Source organism: Rhodococcus sp. 852002-51564_SCH6189132-a, from assembly GCF_001665495.1.
Taxonomy (GTDB): domain Bacteria; phylum Actinomycetota; class Actinomycetes; order Mycobacteriales; family Mycobacteriaceae; genus Rhodococcus; species Rhodococcus pyridinivorans.
This window is the reverse complement of the sequence record NZ_LZMJ01000064.1, coordinates 32,431-49,402: the sequence shown is the minus strand read 5'-3', so window position 1 is coordinate 49,402 and position 16,972 is coordinate 32,431. Positions and strand designations below refer to the sequence as shown.

The window sequence follows — 16,972 nt, the reverse complement described above, 5'->3', positions numbered from 1 at the left end:
GGGATCACTGAACCGCAGAGCGGCCGGGTGGTCGGGGTGTCGCTACAGCGGCGTGATCGTCGTCGCGACGACGGGACGCGCCGGCTTGGCCGCGGCACCGCAGCTCGCCGGCCGGGCCGGTAGTTCCGAGGTCTCCACCCCGACCTGCCATGCCCGGCCGTCGCGATGATGCACGATCGGCTCGTCCCCGTCCTCGACCGTCACGGCGTCGATCGCGAACTCGTCGATCGCCTCGCGCACCGCGATCTCGGCGGCCTGCCCGGCCGCACCCCAGGTGCTGCGACCCCGCAGACCGGCCGCGTGGACCTTGCCCTTCCGGGCGTCGCGGACGGCGGCGAGACTGTCGTCCTCGTCGAGCCGCCCGTAGGTGTAACCGGTGGGCAGCATGATCATCGACGGCGCGAAACGGTGTCCGCCGGTGTGCGAGCACTCCCACACGTCCTGCCCGAACTCGGCGGTCAGAGCGGCCGCGATCGGGCGCCCCAGCACAGCGCAGCACCGGTCCCGCTTTCCGTGAGCGCACACCAGGGCGATCGGGTCCTGCACGGCCGTGCCGAAACCGGGGGCCGGACCTGCGACCACACGGGGGACGATGTCGAGCAGCTCCGCCGGCTCGGTGATCTCGAGCCGCTCGCACCAGGTGTTCTCCGGTTCGGTGCGGGCCAGCAGGACGGTCCGGGTCTCCCGCACCACGTCGCGGCCGGGTCTCCGGATGAACAGGATCCGCACGTCCGCGACCTTCGCCCGGGCGGACAATTCGTCCGACAACTCGGCGCCGAGGGCGGTGCCGTCGAGCACGTCGCGGCCCCAGCCCGTCGGCACCTCGAGGCACACGTAGCCGGGCGCGGTGGCCGCCGTACCGGGCAGCGGCTCGTCGAGTGCGGACAGTGCGGAACAGGTGGGGGCGGAGATGGTGGTCACGCGGACATTGTGGCCCGGACACCCTCGTGACGGCCCGGCACCCCGCGGTGACCGGTCAGCCGCGGCGAAGAACCCGCTGTGCCGCACCGCCCCACATCCGCAGGAATCCCTGCGACAGGTACGCGAAACTGCCCAGCGCCAGCACCCACTTGGTGAGGCTGACGGTCGAGGCAGCCCGGACCGTCCGATCGTCGATCCGGGTGCGGTGATCCAGCAGGTACAGGCCGACGGCGTTCTCGACGTAGTCCCCCGCCGCGGCGACGACGGGCGCCGCCATCAGGATCCGACGCGTGCTCGGCGACAGCGGGCGGTGCTCGTCGAGTGATCGTGCGCCGGCCCGCAACGCGATCGCGAAGGTCGCCGGGTGGACCATGTCCCAGTAGTAGTGCTCCCGGTAGCGCTCGATCTCCTCAGGACCGAGATTGTCGAGGATCTTTCGGTACTTCGCGGCCGAGAAGGTGGTCTGGAGGGTGCCCACCGTCGGGGCCGTGGAGCCGAGAACCCGACCGATGTTCGCCTGGGACACGAGGAAGACTGCGGTAGCACCGATGAGGAAGCGGTCGGCCCGGGTGAGTGTCATGCTCGTGATGCTAGAGGCAGAGAATCCGCGACTCTACGGAAGGGAGACTCGTGCAGATCACCGGAGCAGTCCTGGAGGAGATCGGACGTCGACGGCGGTACGAGGAGTCCACCCCGCTCAGCGTGGACCTTCTCGAACTCGACCCACCGGGCCCGGGTGAGGCGCTGGTCGAAATCGAATGCGCCGGTGTGTGCCACTCCGATCTGTCCGTGGTCGACGGCAACCGGCCTCGTCCGGTTCCCATGCTGCTCGGGCACGAAGCGGCCGGACGCATCGTCGAACTCGGTGACGACACCACCGGATTCTCCGTCGGCGAGCGGGTCGTCATGACCTTCATGCCCCGCTGCGGTGAGTGCGAGGGCTGCGCGAGCAACGGCATCCGTCCCTGCATCCCGGGATCGGCCGCGAACGCGGCGGGAACCCTGCTGTCGGGCGCCCGGCGGCTGCACCGCGACGGGAACGACGTCCACCACCATCTGGGAGCATCGGCCTTCGCGACCCACGCCGTCGTCGACACGCGGTCGCTCGTCGGTGTCGGCGACGACGTCCCCGCCGAGGTCGCCGCGCTGATGGGTTGCGCCGTGCTGACCGGTGGCGGTGCGGTCGTCAATACTGCTCGTCCTCAGGCCGGGGACACGCTGGTCGTCGTCGGTCTCGGCGGAGTGGGGATGGCCGCGCTGCTCGTGGCGCTGGCCCACGACGACGTCACCGTGATCGCCGTCGACACCTCCCCGGACAAGCGCGATACGGCCCGGTCGCTGGGAGCCGAACGCGTCCTCTCACCGGACGAGGCCGTCGAACAGGGCGTGAAGGCGCGGCTGGTCATCGAGGCCGCGGGGAGCGTGCCCGCGCTCGCCACGGCGGTCGCGCTCACCGGACCGGGAGGCACTACGATCACTGTCGGCCTGCCCGCCCCCGACGCCCGGCTCGAGATCTCGCCCACCGCTCTCGTCGGCGAGGGCCGCTCACTGGTGGGCAGCTACCTCGGATCCGCCGTCCCGGCCCGCGACATCCCCCGCTTCGTGGACATGTGGCGCGAGGGGCGACTGCCGGTCGAGCGACTCGTCACCGACCGTCTGCCGCTGGGTCGGATCAACGAGGCGATGGACGCCCTGGCCGACGGAACCGCCCTCCGTCAGATCCTCACCATGGACTGACCACGAGCCCTACATATCAAGCTCAGATGCCGTAGTCCACGACAGTCACTCAGATGTCGTAGTCCACGACAGTCACTCAGATGTCGTAGTCCACGACGACCGGCGCGTGATCGCTGATCCTCCGGTCCGGCGCCGGATCGCGGTCGGTCCCTGCGGAGATCGCGGTCCGGCCCAGTCGCGGCGTGGCGAGGTGGTAGTCGATCCGCCACCCGGAATCGGAGGCGAACGACTCCCCCAGCCACGACCACCACGAGTAGGGACCGTCGACCTCGGGATGATGCCGGCGGACGACGTCGACGAGCGTGCGCGGCGACAACAGTGAATCGAACCAGGCGCGTTCCTCGGGCAGGAAGCCCTCGGCCTGCCCGCGACGCCGCCAGTTGCGCACGTCGTAGCGCGTGTGGGCGACGTTGAAATCACCCATGATCAGGAACTCCCGCCCCTGGGCGCGCGCCGCGAGTCGGCTACGGGTCAGCTGCCGGGCGAAGGCCGACAGGAACCGCATCTTGCGTTGGTAGCGCATCCCACCGTCCGGTTCGTCGCGCATGCGCCCGGGCTTCTGGAGGTGCGCCGGGAGCCCGCCCTTCGGCAGGTACAGCGACGCCACGGTGATCGGTGCGTGGGCGAGATCCACCTCGACGTACCGCCCCTCGTGGGCGAATTCGGACAGTCCGCGTGCCAGCGCTCCCCGATCGAACTCGATCCGGTCGACGTGTTCCTCACCGGGAAGTCGCAGCAGTGCGGTGCCGCTCCAGGTGCGCACGGCGGCAGGTTCGTGCAGGGTCAGGATTCCGACGCCGTTGCGGCCGGGAAGGGTGCCCTCGTCGTAGGCGAGGTGGTACTTGCCGAAGACTCCCTGCGGGATCGCAGCCGCCGGGGCGCGTACCTCCTGCAGGGCCACCACGTCGGGGTTGCGCTCACGCAACCAGTCCTCGAATCCGCGGCGCTGTGCTGCGCGGATTCCGTTGATGTTGAAGGTCGCGATGCGCACGATCGTCCAGTCTAAGCAACCGTTCGATCCGTGAGGAACGGGACGACGGCCGCTGCGAAATCGCGGGCACGGTCGCGGTGGATGCTGTGCCCGCAGCCGATCTCCCGCACTGAGGCCGAAGGCAGCGCGTCGACTGCCGCCGCCAGCAGGCGCGGGTCGACCATGCTGCCGCGGCGCGCTCCGCGCAACAGCAGGGTCGGAGCGTCGAGGGACGGAAGATGCTTCCACCACACCGGATTCGGCGTGTGAAACTGGGCGACGACCGACGGCGTCATCGAGCGGTCGAAGGCGGTGACCGCGCGCGGGTTGAGCGCCATGCTGGTCGCGGCGTGCCATAACTCCGCGGGAGTCGGGCGGTGGGCCGGCACCTCCGGAACCGGATCCCCCTCCCGCAACGGCAGAGGTGTCTCCTCGAGGACAAGTCGCCGGACGAGGCCGGGATTCTGTTGCGCGACCAGCGATCCCACATGACCGCCGAGCGAGTGCCCGACGAGATCGACGGCCTCGACACCGAGGTGGGCGCACAGGCCGGCGACGTCGGCGGCGAACTCGTCGAAACGGTACGAGGGGGCCCGCCCGCTGCGTCCGTGCCCGCGCAGGTCGACGGTGATCACCCGTCTGCCCGCCTTCACCAGGTTTCCGGCGAACCGGGTCCATGTGCGCCCGTCACCCCCCATCCCGTGCACCAGCAGTACGGGCACGGAACGGGCGGCGGACCCCGCGGATTCGCGGGACGCAGCGTATTCGCGATACGCCAGGGCGACCCCGTTCGGCGCGACGGTGAGGACCGGAGATCTCATGATGCTCGAGCCTACTCAGTCGTAGACGCCCTCCACCCGCCAGCCGTCGGCACCGAAGAACACCAGCAGGGCCCGTGATTCCTCGAGCAGCACCTGCAGACGGGCGGCGCACCGGGCGGCGGCCGGATCCCACCAGTACTCGTCCACCGGCCACGGACCGGCCCATCCGATCACCGTCCAGCTGCGACTTCCCCATCGCAGCCGAGCAGGTGACCCGCTGAGCAGTCCGCGCTCGGTCACCGAGACCGGATTCCCCACGTCGTCGTCCAGCCGGATCGCGGGAGGTGTGTGCAACACCAGCGCGGGAGCCGGGGGCGGGAGCCGGCCCGGCCACGGTGCGTCCGGGTCGGAGTGCGGTATCGCCTCGTCGCCGACGGGCACGAGGACGATCCGTTCGGTGGGTCCCCGGCCGCCGCCGAGCACTCCGATCCGGACGGCGTCCCCACCGAGCAGGCCCTGCACTCGGACGAGCGCCCGACGTGCGCGTTCGTCCTCGTCGCCGACACCGCCCCAGAGCCCGAGCTGCAGCGCGCCGGCGGCCACGACCTCGACCGGCTCGAGACGTAGCAGCACGATTCCCGCCGTGGGCCGGTTCGTGTTGCGGCCGGTGAGCCATCCGTCGAGCTGCCATCGCACACGATCGGCCGTACCCTCGGGGGTGAGCGGCTCGGCGCAGCGCCAGGTGCGCGCGAGTTCCTCCCCGGCCCCGGTGCGTGCCGTCACGAGCAGTCGCGTGCATGCGACTCCCGCTGCCGCGAGCCTGGTGTGGAGCAGTTCGGCCAGTGCGCGACCGGCGAAGGCCGCGGCGTCGACCCGCTCCACCGGCGGGTCGCAGGGCTGCTCGACCGTCAGGTCCGGAGGGATCGGCCGCCCCGACGGGGGACGTTCCGGCAGGCCCCGTGCGCTCCGGTGCGCAGCGACGACGTCCGCGTCGAAGCGTGACGCAACATCGATAGGGGACAACGCGGCGAACGCTCCGATGGTGCGGATACCGAGACGGCGCAACAGATCCACCGTGTCGGCCCGCCGAGGAGCCGCCAGCGCCGGTTCCACCGCGAGATACGAGACCGGCAGCGGCGCCAGGAACTCGGCGCCCCTCCCCGTCGGGACCAGCGCGTTCCGGCGCGCGGCGAGGACCGCTGTGGACAACTCGTCGGCGACACCGACCTGGCATTCCACGCCGTTCGCCGCGACCGCGTCGATCAGGACCTCCGCGGCGGCCTCCTCCGAACCGAACCACCGGACTGCACCGCGCGCGGCGAGGACCACCAGACCCGGGCGCAGCACCTCCACGCCCGGGGCCACCGCATCGATTGCGGCCACCACCACCTCGAACGTCCTCGCTTCCAGGTCGGGATCCGAGCGGGCCACATGCAGTTCCGGGCAGCGTGCCTGCGCCTCACGTCGTCTCAGGCCGCGCCGGACACCCGCGGCCCGCGCCGAGGCCGAGCAGGCGACGACACGATTCGCCGAGACCACCGCCACCGGGACGGTCGCGGGCAACTCCGCGGCGGTGGCGGCGGCGACGGCGGGCCAGTCTGGGCACCAGAGGGCCACGACCCGCGCGGGCGCCCGTCGAGAGGACGAGTCGTTCACCGGACCGCTTTACGGAAATGCCCGTCCTCCAGCCGATTTCGCTCCTCACTCGCCCATTCGACGGCACTGCGGCCGGCGCACACCTCCACGCGGGTGGCGCGCGGAGGAAACGCACGCCCGTGCGCCCGGACCGACAAGCGGGTCGCGCACAGCCGGTCCCGGCCGGGACCGTCCACACCCCGATAACCGTCGACCCGCGCCTCCAGTCGCACGTGTGCACCCTCCCAGCGACCGTCCGTGACCACGAGGACGGACTGCTTGCTCCGCGCCCGGGCGGCGACCGCACGAGCGCGGGACGGCGGCACCGATGCCCCACCGAGCCCCAACACCACCAGGTCGATCCCGTCGAGCAGCACCGCGGCGATCTCCACGGGATCCGGTCCGGGATCGGGGATCACAGCCAACCGGTGCAGACGGGCTCCCATCTCCGCGGCGGCGAGCAGACCCAGCCGGCGCTGACCGATCACGGCGGCGTATCCGCCCGAGGCAGTCACGGACGCGAGCATCCCGAGGAGAAGGGAGGTGGCCCCCGAGACCGAGACGACGCTGCCACGCACCAATCCGCCCTGGGGCAACAGTTCCGCGAGCGGAGCCGGGACGGGCAGGATGCGGTCGGAGGGGGCCTCGACCCGGCCTCGCGCGACGGACTGGACCTCGCCCCGCGCCGGCACTGCCGCGATCCGACGTCGCAACGCTTCGATCCGCTCCGCGCGACCCGCTTCCTCGTCGTCCACCGGAAATTCGGCCACCTCGCCCACTGTCACCCCTGTCATCCGCCTGCCGCCTGACACACACGACCGGCCGACCACGGGGAAGTCGTGGCCCGGCTCGCACTCTATTCGAACATACTTTCGATCCCCATCAAGTAGAACCGACCCGAATCCTTCCCGTCAAGCCGGGAGCACCGCCCCCGACGGTGACTACAGTGCAGCTCACACGTTTTTCGGCCGGGGCGAACACCTCCGATCGACTACTCTCGATCGAGTGGCGGAGCAGGCATGGGCAGGACGGGCCGTAGGACCGGATCACTTGGTGGCCGGTCGATATCGGCTCGACTCCAAGCTCGGCGGTGGCGGCATGGGTGCCGTCTGGCTCGCCCGCGACAACCGTCTGGGCCGCGACGTCGCCGTCAAGCAGGTGATCTCCACCGCAGACCTCGATCCCGACGAGGCCGAGGATCTTCGCCGCCGCGCGCTCCGGGAGGGCCGGGCCGCCGCCCAACTCGCCCACGAGCACGCCATCTCGATGTACGACATGGCTCTGCACTACGGCGAACCGTGGCTCGTCATGGAGCACTTGCCGTCCCGCAGCCTGGCGCAGGTGATGAACGTCGTCGACACTCTCCCGCCGTACGTGGTGGCGCAGATCGGCGCGAACGTCGCCGACGCCCTCACCGCCGCGCACGCCGCCGGGATCGTCCACCGCGACGTCAAGCCCGGCAACATCCTCATCGCTGAACGCGGCCGCGACGCCGGCATCGTGAAGATCAGCGACTTCGGCATCGCTCGCGCGAAGGGCGACAACGACCCCGACGGCGTGATCATCGGCACCCCCGCCTATTTCGCACCCGAGGTCGCGCGCGGCAACGATCCCACCGAGGCCAGCGACGTCTTCTCGCTCGGCGCCACCCTCTACACCGCGGTGGAGGGGCAACCGCCCTTCGGCTTCGAGACCGACTCGATCGCGTTGCTGCACCGGGTCGCGCGGGCGGAGATCATCATGCCCACGCACACCGGTCCGCTCACCGAGCCCCTGCTCGAGATGCTCCAGCCCGATCCGGCGCGACGCCCGACGATGGCGCAGGCGCGCGATCTCCTCGCCCGCGTGGTCCTCGGACCGAGCGGATCGGCGGCGGCCCTGCGCGGCCGTCCCATCCAGAACGAGGACGGCACGATCCCGTCGTGGGCACAGCGTTCCGCGCACTTCGCCGAACCCGCACGCCCCCGTGGTTCCTTCGTCGACCGCCCCCTCGGTGCCGCGACGCAGGCCACCGGTGGTCCGAAGAAGTCGGCGAAGGGTTTCGCCCCGGCGGATCTGCTCGACCGCCTGCTCCCGAAGGGCCCCGTGCCCGACAACCCGCAGGACCGCATCGTCGCCTATGCACCCCTGGCGATGGCGGCGATGATCGCGGTGATCCTGGTGGCGTTGCTCGTCGCCGTCATCATCGCGCTGGTCGTCTGATCTGCGCCGGCTGCGCAGTCCTCGTCGATGATTTCGCTCGCGAGCGACGAGAACTGCACGCCGCCGGCATCGGCACGACGAGCACCGGTCACGCTCAGTCGATGCGGCGGCGGTGTGCCCAACGGGTCAGCGCGTTGCGGTTCGACTGCTGCGTCTTGCGCAACACGTTCGACGCGTGCGTCTCGACGGTCTTCACCGAGATCACGAGTTCCTCGGCGATCTCACGGTAGGTGTAGCCGCGAGCGAGCAGGCGCAGCACCTCGAGTTCCCGCGGCGTCAGCGAGTCGAGCTCGGGATCGAGGGGCGGTTCCGGCGCGGCCGACCGGCCGGTGAACGAGTCGAGCACGAAACCGGCCAGACGCGGACTGAACACGGCGTCTCCCCCTGCGACCCGCCGGACGGCGTCGGCCAGATCCGGACCGGAAATCGTCTTCGTCACGTACCCGCGGGCGCCGGCGCGGATGACGGCAATGACGTCCTCGGCTGCGTCGGACACGCTGAGCGCCAGGCAGACCGGCCCGTCCGGGATCCGCTGGAGGACGGCGACGCCGCCGCCGTCGGGCATGTGGACGTCGAGGAGCACGACATCCGGCTTGGTCGCCTCGATCCCGGCGACGGCCTCGGCGACTCCCCCGGCCTCGCCGACGATCTCCATGTCGGCCTCGCGCCCCAGTTCGGCGCGCACTCCGGAGCGGAAGACCGCATGGTCGTCCACCAGGAAGACACGATAGGGACGGTTGTTCTCGGTGGCATCGGACGATGTCGCCGGAATCGAAGTCACTGTGTCTGCTCCTCGGGGTGGGGGTCGTTCACCCCCCACTCTAAGGTCGACTCGGTGTCCTGTTCGCGTTCGGTCTCCGTCCGGCCGGCGCGCGGTGCATGGATGCGCACCTCGGTTCCCTTTCCGGGACTCGACTTCACGACCGTCCGGCCGCCGCGACGTTCGATGCGCGCCCGGATCGACTTGGCCAGACCCTGCCGATCGGCCGGCACCTCGTCGGGATCGAATCCGACGCCGCGATCGCGCACGAACACGCTCACCTGATGCGGTTCCACCTCCGCGAAGAGGTCGACGCTGTCCACCCCGGCGTGCTTGGCGGCGTTGACGAGAGCCTCGCGGGTCGCGCCGAGCACGGCGGTCGCGGCCTCGGGGGTCAGATCGCTGTCATCCGGCGCGACGTCACCGACGATGACGGGTTGAACGGACAGACCGTACTGGTCCTCCACCTCACCGGCGATGGTGCGCAGCGTCTCGGCGAGCGAGGTGCTCGGCGTCTCGTCCCCACCGAACAGCCAGCGGCGCAGTTCGCGTTCCTGGCTGCGCGCCAGTCGCACGACCTCTTGCTGGTCGCCGGCCTGCTTCTGGATGAGCGCGAGGGTCTGGAGTACCGAGTCGTGCAGGTGCGACGCGATCTCCTCGCGCTCCTCGTTGCGCACCCGGGCGGCACGCTCGGTCTCGAGGGCACGCCACATCCGGATCCACAGCGGCACCGACAGCAGGGCGGCACCGACCAGCGTGACCACCACGGCGACCAGCGACGAGCGCAGCGCCGCGACGTCGACCTGCGCGATGACCATCACTCCGAGTCCGGTGACGACGAGGGTCAGGCCGCCGAGTACGCGGGCCCATGTGAGGACCGTCGGATGTGCGGGCAGACCGAGTACCGATCGGGGGCCTTCGACGTCGAATTCACGCCATACGAGCGCCGCACCGACGACCACCACGACGATCGGCAGCACCACCCCGGCGGCACCACCACTGAACAGCCACGAAAGACCCACCGCCAGGCCGATACCCATGAAGGCGAGGCCGATGGCTCGGCGCCGTTCGGGGCCGGTGGGGCGATCGGTGTCGGAGCCCGGGGGCACGAACATCCACAGCAAGCCGTAGGCCGCGATCCCGGCCCCGCCGAGGGCGGCGAGCACTGTGAACGCGACCCGCACCTTGGTGGCGTCGATGCCGAGATGGTCGGCGACACCGCCGGCCACACCGCCCACGATGCGACCGCCCACCCGTCGTTCGAGGCGGGGAACGGTCACGGGTAATCCAGGTACCGGTTGCACACCTCGATACTGGCACGGAGATCGCCGGCCCGGCATCGGGGACGAACCCTGATGTCCGGGTTCCGATCGGGCCCTCGGAAATCAGGGTTGGTCCCTGATGTGCCGCGCGCGGAAGCCCAGCAGGATGGGTGCCATGGACACGAGGAGCTTTCAGGACCAGGTGGCGGACATGTGGCGGACCCGCCCCGTGCGTCTGCCGAAGGAGGGGCACATCGCGGGTGTGTGCTCGGGTATCGGAGTGCGCTACGGCGTCGATCCCGTGCTGATCCGTGTCGTCTTCGTCGCGTCGGCGCTGTTCGGCGGTGGCGGTCTCGTCCTCTATCTGGCCGCCTGGCTGATGTTCCCCCGTCACGGCGACCAGGTCTCCTCGCTCGAATCGCTCGTCGGGCGGGGTGCGAGCTCGGACTCGACCACCAAGGTCGTCGTACTCCTCGTGGCCCTGGCGATCGCGGCGGGTGCCATCGGTCCGGTGGGTGCGGGTTCGGGCGGTTCCGGATTCATCGGAACGCTCCTGCTGCTCGGCGGTTGGTGGCTGCTCTATCAGCGGCGTCCCGAACCGCCGGTGCTGCCGGCGCCCGAGGGAACCTCCTTCCCCACCCAGGCGGCCTTTCCTCAGCCTCCGGTGACGAACGCGTACTGCTCCCCGTGGGGCGCACACACCGGTGCATGGCACATGCAGGCGGGTCCGGCGGCCACGACGACACCGGGCGGAGAGGCAGCCGGCACAAAGACAACCAGCACAGCGGCAACCCCGCCTGCGCAGACCACCGACGCGACGGAGGTCCTGAGCACCACCGACGCCTCGGACACCCCTGCTTCGGGCACCGATTCCACAGCGCCCACCGAGACGACTGAGAGGAAGACGTCCCCGATGCCCGACCTACGCAAGGACACCGACCGCAAGGACACCGACCGCAAGGACACCGACCTTCCGCTCCCGGATGTCGACGCGCTCTCCCCCCACCGTTCGGCACCGCCGGCATGGGATCCCCTCGGGGTCGCCCCGTTCGCGTGGGACCTGCCCGAACCCACACCGACACACCAACCTGCGGTCGTCACGAACCGCCGTTCGCGCCTGACCACCACGGTCCTCGGTCTGGCCGTCATCGCCGCTGCCGTGACCGGCGCGCTCGGTGCCGCCGCCGACCTGGCCTGGGTGACCCCCGCCCGGGTGGGTGCCGCGGCCCTCGCGGTCGTCGGTCTGGGCCTGCTGATCGGCGCGTTCCTGCACCGCGGGCACGGACTGCTCGTCGTCACCGGCCCCCTCCTCGGATTCGTCGTCCTCGCCTCGATCGCCGGCCCGGTCGACACCTCCAACTGGGGCGACCGGACCTGGGCTCCGACCAGTACCGATCAGCTCGAGTCCGAATACAGCTTCCAGTTCGGGGCGATGACCCTCGATCTGCGGGGACTCGAACTCACCGAGGACCGCACGGTGCAGGTCGACGGCCGGTTCGGCAGCGTCGAGGTGCTGTTGCCGGAGAACCTGGACGTCCGCGCCGACTGCACGGTCGGTCCCGGTGAGATCAGGGGATGCCCCGCCCCCGGCATCGACGGTGGTGCCGACGGAGTCGACGACGGGCCGGTCCTGGACCTGAACGCGAACATGGAATTCGGATCTCTGGAGGTGCGTCGTGGCTGATCACGAAACCGGAACACACACCGAGGATCGGACCGAGCGCACCCGCAAGGGACCGTCGCTCCTGCTCCTGCTCGCCGCACTGGCAGCGCTGGTCGTGAGCGGATGGGCCATGATCGGGCCGTTCTCCGTCGAGTTCCTCGCCGCCGTCGACCTCGGATGGGTCCTGGTGGGCGCGGCCCTGCTGATCGGAGCGGTGCTGGTCTTCCTCCCCAACCGCCGGAGATAACCACCCCCACCTACGCGACGTCCCCCGGACCTGACCGGTCCGGGGGACGTCGTCTCACCGCTTACGGCGAGCGGAAATCACTCCCACTCGATCGTTCCCGGGGGCTTGCTCGTCACGTCGAGCACCACTCGGTTGACCTCCGCCACCTCGTTGGTGATACGAGTGGAGATCCGCTCGAGGGTCTCGTAGGGCAGGCGCGTCCAGTCGGCGGTCATCGCGTCCTCGCTGGAGACCGGACGCAGCACGATCGGGTGTCCGTAGGTGCGGCCGTCGCCCTGCACGCCCACGCTGCGGACGTCGGCGAGCAGCACGACCGGGCACTGCCAGATCTGTCCGTCGAGGCCGGCGGAGGTGAGTTCCTCGCGGGCGATCGAGTCGGCGCGGCGCAGGATCTCGAGGCGTTCGCGGGTGACCTCACCGATGATGCGGATGCCGAGGCCGGGGCCGGGGAACGGCTGGCGGCCGACGATCTCCTCGGGCAGACCGAGCTGACGTCCGACCGCGCGCACCTCGTCCTTGAACAGCAGGCGCAGCGGCTCGACGAGCTCGAACTCGAGGTCCTCGGGAAGTCCACCGACGTTGTGGTGGCTCTTGATGTTCGCGGTGCCGGAACCGCCGCCGGACTCCACGACGTCCGGGTACAGGGTGCCCTGCACGAGGAACTTCACGGTCTCGCCCTTGTCGGCACCCTCGCCGAGCACCTCGGAGACCGCGCCCTCGAAGGAACGGATGAACTCGCGGCCGATGATCTTGCGCTTGGTCTCGGGGTCGGTGACGCCGGCGAGCTCGCGCAGGAAGGTCTCGGATGCGTCGACGGTGACCAGACGGGCACCCGTCGCGGCGACGAAGTCCTTCTCGACCTGCTGCCGTTCGCCCTCGCGCATGAGGCCGTGGTCGACGAACACACAGGTCAGGCGGTCGCCGATGGCGCGCTGCACCAGCGCGGCCGCCACGGCGGAGTCGACGCCGCCGGACAGGCCGCAGATGGCACGACCGTCGCCGATCTGCTCGCGGACCTGCTCGACGAGCGCGTCGGCGATGTTCGCTGCAGTCCAGTCGCCCGGGATTCCGGCGATGTCGTGCAGGAACCGGCTCAGCACCTGCTGGCCGTGGGGCGAGTGCAGCACCTCGGGGTGGTACTGGACACCGGCGAGGCGACGGGCGCGGTCCTCGAACGCCGCGACCGGGGCACCGGCGCTGGTCGCCGTGACCTCGAAGCCCTCGGGGGCCTCGGTGACGCCGTCGCCGTGGCTCATCCAGACGGGCTGCGTCTCGGGCAGACCGTCGTGCAGCACACCTCCGGAGACCGACAGCTCGGTGCGGCCGTACTCGCGCGAGCCGGTGTGCGCGACCGTGCCGCCGAGCGCCTGCGCCATCGCCTGGAAGCCGTAGCAGATGCCGAAGACGGGGACGTCGAGATCGAACAGCGTGGGATCGAGACGCGGTGCGCCCTCCTCGTACACGCTGGCGGGGCCACCGGACAGCACCACCGCGCGCGGGTTCTTCGCCGCGATCTCCTCGACACCGGCCGTGTGGGGCACGACCTCCGAGTAGACGTTGGCCTCACGAACGCGCCGAGCGATCAGCTGCGCGTACTGAGCTCCGAAATCGACGACGACGACCGGTCTGGACTGCTGGCTTTGCGACGACACCCGAACAGTCTAAGCGGCCGCGCCGGGTGTTCCCGACGCGGCCGCTCATCCGATCACTTCCGGGTCGCTACGCGACGCCGCTGTGCTTGACCTCGACGACCGGCAGTCGCAACGCACCGGGTGCGTCGACGGGCACCACGGGGTTCTTCGGTTCGATCGGCGCGATACGACGGTAGGGCTGTCCCTGCTCGGGACGCTGGTCGTCCTCACCCTTGTTGGGCCACAACGACGCAGCGCGTTCAGCCTGCGCCGCGATCGTGAGCGAGGGGTTCACACCGAGGTTCGCGGAGACCGCGGCGCCGTCGACGACGCTCAGCGTCGGGTAGCCGTGGACGCGGTGGTACGGATCGATGACCCCGTGGTCACGATCGGATCCGATCACGGCGCCACCGAGGAAGTGTGCGGTGAGCGGAATGTTGAAGATCTCACCCCACGTGCCGCCCGCGACACCGTCGATCTTCTCGGCGATGCGGCGCGTGGCCTCGTTGCCGGCCGGGATCCAGGTGGGATTCGGCTGCCCGTGGCCCTGTTTGCTCGTGACCTTGCGGCGGCCGAACACACCCTTGGTCGTGTAGGTGGTGATGGAGTTGTCGAGGTTCTGCATCACCAGCGCGATGATGGTGCGCTCGCTCCACCGGTGCACCGAGAGCATCCGCAGCATCTTCACGGGGTTCCGCACGACCTGCCCGAGGAACTTCACCCAGCGCGGGGTGCGTCCGTCGCCGTCGGTCATGAGGGTCTGCAGCAAGCCCATCGCGTTCGATCCCTTGCCGTACCGCACGGGTTCGATGTGCGTGTCGGGGGTGGGGTGGAACGACGACGTGATCGCGACGCCCTCGGTGAGCTTCAGATCGGGATCGATCCGCATCTTCCCGGCGCCGACGATCGATTCGGAGTTGGTGCGGGTCAGTTCGCCGACCTTGTCGGACAGTTCGGGCAGCGCACCGGTGTCCTTGAGGTGGTGCAGCAGGTGCTGCGTGCCCCACGTTCCGGCGGCAAGGACGACGTGCGCGGCCGTGTAGGTGCGCCGCCGCTTGCGGACCCACGCGCCGGTGCGTTCGGTGATCACGTCCCAGGTGCCGTCGGCGGCCTGACGGAGATCGGTGACGGTGGTCAGCGGGACGATCTCGGCTCCCGCCCGCTCGGCGAGACCCAGATAGTTCTTCACGAGGGTGTTCTTGGCACCGTGGCGGCATCCCGTCATGCACTCACCGCACTCGATGCAGCCGGTGCGGTCGGGACCCACGCCACCGAAGTAGGGATCGGCGACCGTGCGGCCGGGTTCGCCGAAGAACACGCCCACGGGCGTCTGGATGAAGGTCTCGCCGACGCCCATGTCGTCGGCCACCGACTTGATCACCTTGTCGGCGTCGGTCATCCGGCCGTACTGCACCACGCCGAGCATCCGCTTCGCCTGGTCGTAGTACGGGCTCAGTTCGTCCTGCCAGTCGGTGATGTGCGCCCACTGGCGGTCCTCGAAGAACGGCGCCGGAGGCTTGTACAGGGTGTTCGCGTAGTTCAGCGACCCGCCGCCCACGCCGGCACCGGCGAGGATCAGGCAGTCGCGCAGCAGGTGCACGCGCTGAATGCCGAAGCAGCCGAGCTTGGGCGCCCAGAGGAAGCGGCGCAGGTCCCAGCTGGTCTTCGCGAAGTCGGCGTCGGCGTAGCGGCGACCGGCCTCGAGCACGCCGACCTTGTAGCCCTTCTCCACGAGGCGCAACGCCGTGACGCTCCCACCGAAACCCGATCCGATGATCAGGACGTCGTAGTCCGTGACCCGTTGCTTACCCATGGAACCTCCAGCGGCGAGAGTTGTTACCGGCAAGTATGCACTTCGGCGGTGTGACTACAGGCACAGCCCCAACTCTACCCGTTACGTGGAGTTGCACGAAAACGAAGTGTGAGAAAAATCGATGGCCGGTCACCGCGTCCTGCGACGCTGTGACCGGCCATCGGGATGTACCGGGAAGGTCCTTATCCGCGGACCGACAGACCGACCTTCTGGAATTCCTTCAGATCGGAGTATCCGGCCTTCGCCATCGATCGACGCAGGCCGCCCACAAGATTGAGCGAACCGGAGGGGTCATCGGACGGGCCGAACAGCACCCGGTCGAGGCCCGGTCGCCCGTCCTCGGCGACCCGGACCGCAGCGCCGCGCGGCATCGACGGATGCCCGGCCACGGACGGCCAGTACCAGCCCTTACCCGCGGCCTCCTCGGCGAGAGCCAGGGGCGCGCCGAGCACCACCGCGTCGGCGCCGCACGCGATCGCCTTCGCGAGGTCGCCGGCGTTCTCGATGTCGCCGTCGGCGAGCACGTGGACGTAACGGCCCCCGGTCTCGTCGAGGTAGTCGCGCCGGGCCGCAGCGGCGTCGGCGATGGCCGTGGCCATCGGGATGCCGATACCGAGCGAGGAGGACGTGGTGGTCGCCTGCTTCGTGGAGCCGAAGCCGACGATGACACCGGCCGCACCCGTGCGCATCAGATGCAGCGCGGTGCGGTGGTCGCTGACACCACCGGCGATGACCGGCACGTCGAGCTCCGAGATGAACGTCTTGAGGTTCAGCGGCTCGTCCTCACCGTGGGCCACATGCTCGGCCGAGATGATGGTGCCCTGGACGACGAGGAGATCGATGCCCGCCTTCACGAGCTCGGGCGTGAGGGCGCGCGCATTCTGCGGGCTGACGCGGACCGCGGTGGTCACCCCGGCATCCCGCACCTGCGCGACGGCCGCGGCCAGCAGATCGCCCTGCAGCGGAGCCATGTGCAGTTCCTGCAGGTAACGGACGGCTGCGCGCGGATCCGTGCTCGCGATCTCCGCGAGACGGGTGACGACGGCGTCGACATCGGCATGACGACCCCACAGGCCCTCGCCGTTGATGACACCGAGACCGCCGGCCTTGCCCAGCTCGATCGCGAAGGTGGGCGACACCAGCGCGTCGGTGGGGTGCGCCAGCACCGGGATGTCGAAACGGTAGGCGTCGATCTGCCAGGCCGTCGACACCTCCTTCGACGACCGCGTCCGGCGCGACGGGACGATGTCGACGTCGCCCAGCTCGTACGTACGTCGGGCCGTGCGACCCATGCCGATTTCAACGAGGTCGCGCACGCGCGCCCCTTTCTCCTCTTGGACGATGCTCCCGTCCTATTCGGAACGGGACCC

Annotated in this window: 15 protein-coding genes; 4 read left to right on the top strand and 11 right to left on the bottom strand. The window is 70.1% G+C overall.

All coding sequences use genetic code 11. The annotated features are described in order from the left end of the window. Nucleotides 1-42 precede the first annotated feature (42 nt). The gene (locus A5767_RS15415; RefSeq protein WP_064852627.1) at nt 43-921 is read right to left on the bottom strand and encodes a sucrase ferredoxin; all 879 of its coding nucleotides are present in this window, start codon (nt 919-921) and stop codon (nt 43-45) included. Between the two features lie 55 nt (nt 922-976). Next, entirely contained in the window at nt 977-1,501 is a 525-nt protein-coding gene (locus A5767_RS15410) for a hypothetical protein (RefSeq protein ID WP_064852626.1), read from the bottom strand. Nucleotides 1,502-1,551: 50 nt separating this feature from the next. Here A5767_RS15410 and A5767_RS15405 point away from each other — a divergent pair, with 50 nt between their 5' ends. Then, entirely contained in the window at nt 1,552-2,658 is a 1,107-nt protein-coding gene (locus A5767_RS15405) for an alcohol dehydrogenase catalytic domain-containing protein (RefSeq protein ID WP_019288569.1), read from the top strand. A 76-nt stretch (nt 2,659-2,734) separates the two neighbouring features. Here A5767_RS15405 and A5767_RS15400 read toward each other — a convergent pair whose 3' ends face one another. Genes A5767_RS15400 through A5767_RS15385 form a run of 4 tightly spaced genes read right to left on the bottom strand, consistent with a single transcriptional unit; the run spans nt 2,735 to nt 6,803 of the window. After that, entirely contained in the window at nt 2,735-3,649 is a 915-nt protein-coding gene (locus A5767_RS15400; RefSeq protein ID WP_064852625.1) for an exodeoxyribonuclease III, read from the bottom strand. An 11-nt stretch (nt 3,650-3,660) separates the two neighbouring features. Further along, complete coding sequence (locus tag A5767_RS15395; RefSeq protein WP_019288571.1) at nt 3,661-4,449, bottom strand: alpha/beta fold hydrolase; 789 nt, start codon at nt 4,447-4,449, stop codon at nt 3,661-3,663. 15 nt (nt 4,450-4,464) lie between these two features. Further along, nucleotides 4,465-6,045, bottom strand: coding sequence for a DNA polymerase Y family protein (locus A5767_RS15390; protein ID WP_037216093.1), 1,581 nt, complete (start codon nt 6,043-6,045; stop codon nt 4,465-4,467). Beyond that, on the bottom strand, nt 6,042-6,803 hold the full coding sequence (locus tag A5767_RS15385; RefSeq protein WP_006550087.1) for a hypothetical protein: 762 nt from the start codon (nt 6,801-6,803) through the stop codon (nt 6,042-6,044). The genes A5767_RS15390 and A5767_RS15385 overlap by 4 nt, the downstream gene beginning before the upstream one ends. Before the next feature lie 274 nt (nt 6,804-7,077). On the opposite strand from A5767_RS15385, the gene A5767_RS15380 reads away from it, so the two are divergent. Next, nucleotides 7,078-8,226 (top strand): serine/threonine-protein kinase, encoded by a 1,149-nt coding sequence (locus A5767_RS15380; RefSeq protein ID WP_019288573.1) that lies wholly within the window; start codon nt 7,078-7,080, stop codon nt 8,224-8,226. Between the two features lie 94 nt (nt 8,227-8,320). Here A5767_RS15380 and A5767_RS15375 read toward each other — a convergent pair whose 3' ends face one another. Continuing rightward, a complete protein-coding gene (locus A5767_RS15375) occupies nt 8,321-9,007 on the bottom strand; it encodes a response regulator (RefSeq protein WP_006550085.1) in 687 nt (228 codons plus the stop codon). After that, nucleotides 9,004-10,326, bottom strand: a complete 1,323-nt coding sequence (locus tag A5767_RS15370) for an ATP-binding protein (RefSeq protein WP_064852624.1) — start codon at nt 10,324-10,326, stop codon at nt 9,004-9,006. Before A5767_RS15370 ends, A5767_RS15375 begins: the two co-directional genes overlap by 4 nt. Before the next feature lie 97 nt (nt 10,327-10,423). Here A5767_RS15370 and A5767_RS15365 point away from each other — a divergent pair, with 97 nt between their 5' ends. Both A5767_RS15365 and A5767_RS15360 read left to right on the top strand, forming a co-directional pair. Further along, the gene (locus tag A5767_RS15365; RefSeq protein ID WP_064852635.1) at nt 10,424-11,932 is read left to right on the top strand and encodes a PspC domain-containing protein; all 1,509 of its coding nucleotides are present in this window, start codon (nt 10,424-10,426) and stop codon (nt 11,930-11,932) included. Beyond that, on the top strand, nt 11,925-12,158 hold the full coding sequence (locus tag A5767_RS15360) for a hypothetical protein (RefSeq protein ID WP_006550082.1): 234 nt from the start codon (nt 11,925-11,927) through the stop codon (nt 12,156-12,158). The genes A5767_RS15365 and A5767_RS15360 overlap by 8 nt, the downstream gene beginning before the upstream one ends. A gap of 77 nt (nt 12,159-12,235) precedes the next feature. Here the strand turns inward: A5767_RS15360 and guaA are convergent, their stop codons facing one another. The 3 genes from guaA to A5767_RS15345 all read right to left on the bottom strand — a co-directional run bounded on the left by guaA (nt 12,236) and on the right by A5767_RS15345 (nt 16,918). Beyond that, nucleotides 12,236-13,810, bottom strand: a complete 1,575-nt coding sequence (guaA, locus tag A5767_RS15355; RefSeq protein ID WP_024101587.1) for a glutamine-hydrolyzing GMP synthase — start codon at nt 13,808-13,810, stop codon at nt 12,236-12,238. A 67-nt stretch (nt 13,811-13,877) separates the two neighbouring features. Then, on the bottom strand, nt 13,878-15,602 hold the full coding sequence (locus tag A5767_RS15350; protein ID WP_019288577.1) for a GMC oxidoreductase: 1,725 nt from the start codon (nt 15,600-15,602) through the stop codon (nt 13,878-13,880). Between the two features lie 182 nt (nt 15,603-15,784). After that, the gene (locus tag A5767_RS15345; RefSeq protein WP_019288578.1) at nt 15,785-16,918 is read right to left on the bottom strand and encodes a GuaB3 family IMP dehydrogenase-related protein; all 1,134 of its coding nucleotides are present in this window, start codon (nt 16,916-16,918) and stop codon (nt 15,785-15,787) included. Between the last annotated feature and the right edge of the window lie 54 nt (nt 16,919-16,972).

Bases quoted from the DNA above. Each gene is read 5' to 3' on its own strand.
- A5767_RS15410 (WP_064852626.1), bottom strand. From the start codon at position 1,501: ATGACACTCACCCGGGCCGACCGCTTCCTCATCGGTGCTACCGCAGTC.
- A5767_RS15370 (WP_064852624.1), bottom strand. From the start codon at position 10,326: ATGCCGGGCCGGCGATCTCCGTGCCAGTATCGAGGTGTGCAACCGGTA.
- A5767_RS15395 (WP_019288571.1), bottom strand. From the start codon at position 4,449: ATGAGATCTCCGGTCCTCACCGTCGCGCCGAACGGGGTCGCCCTGGCG.
- A5767_RS15350 (WP_019288577.1), bottom strand. From the start codon at position 15,602: ATGGGTAAGCAACGGGTCACGGACTACGACGTCCTGATCATCGGATCG.
- A5767_RS15365 (WP_064852635.1), top strand. From the start codon at position 10,424: ATGGACACGAGGAGCTTTCAGGACCAGGTGGCGGACATGTGGCGGACC.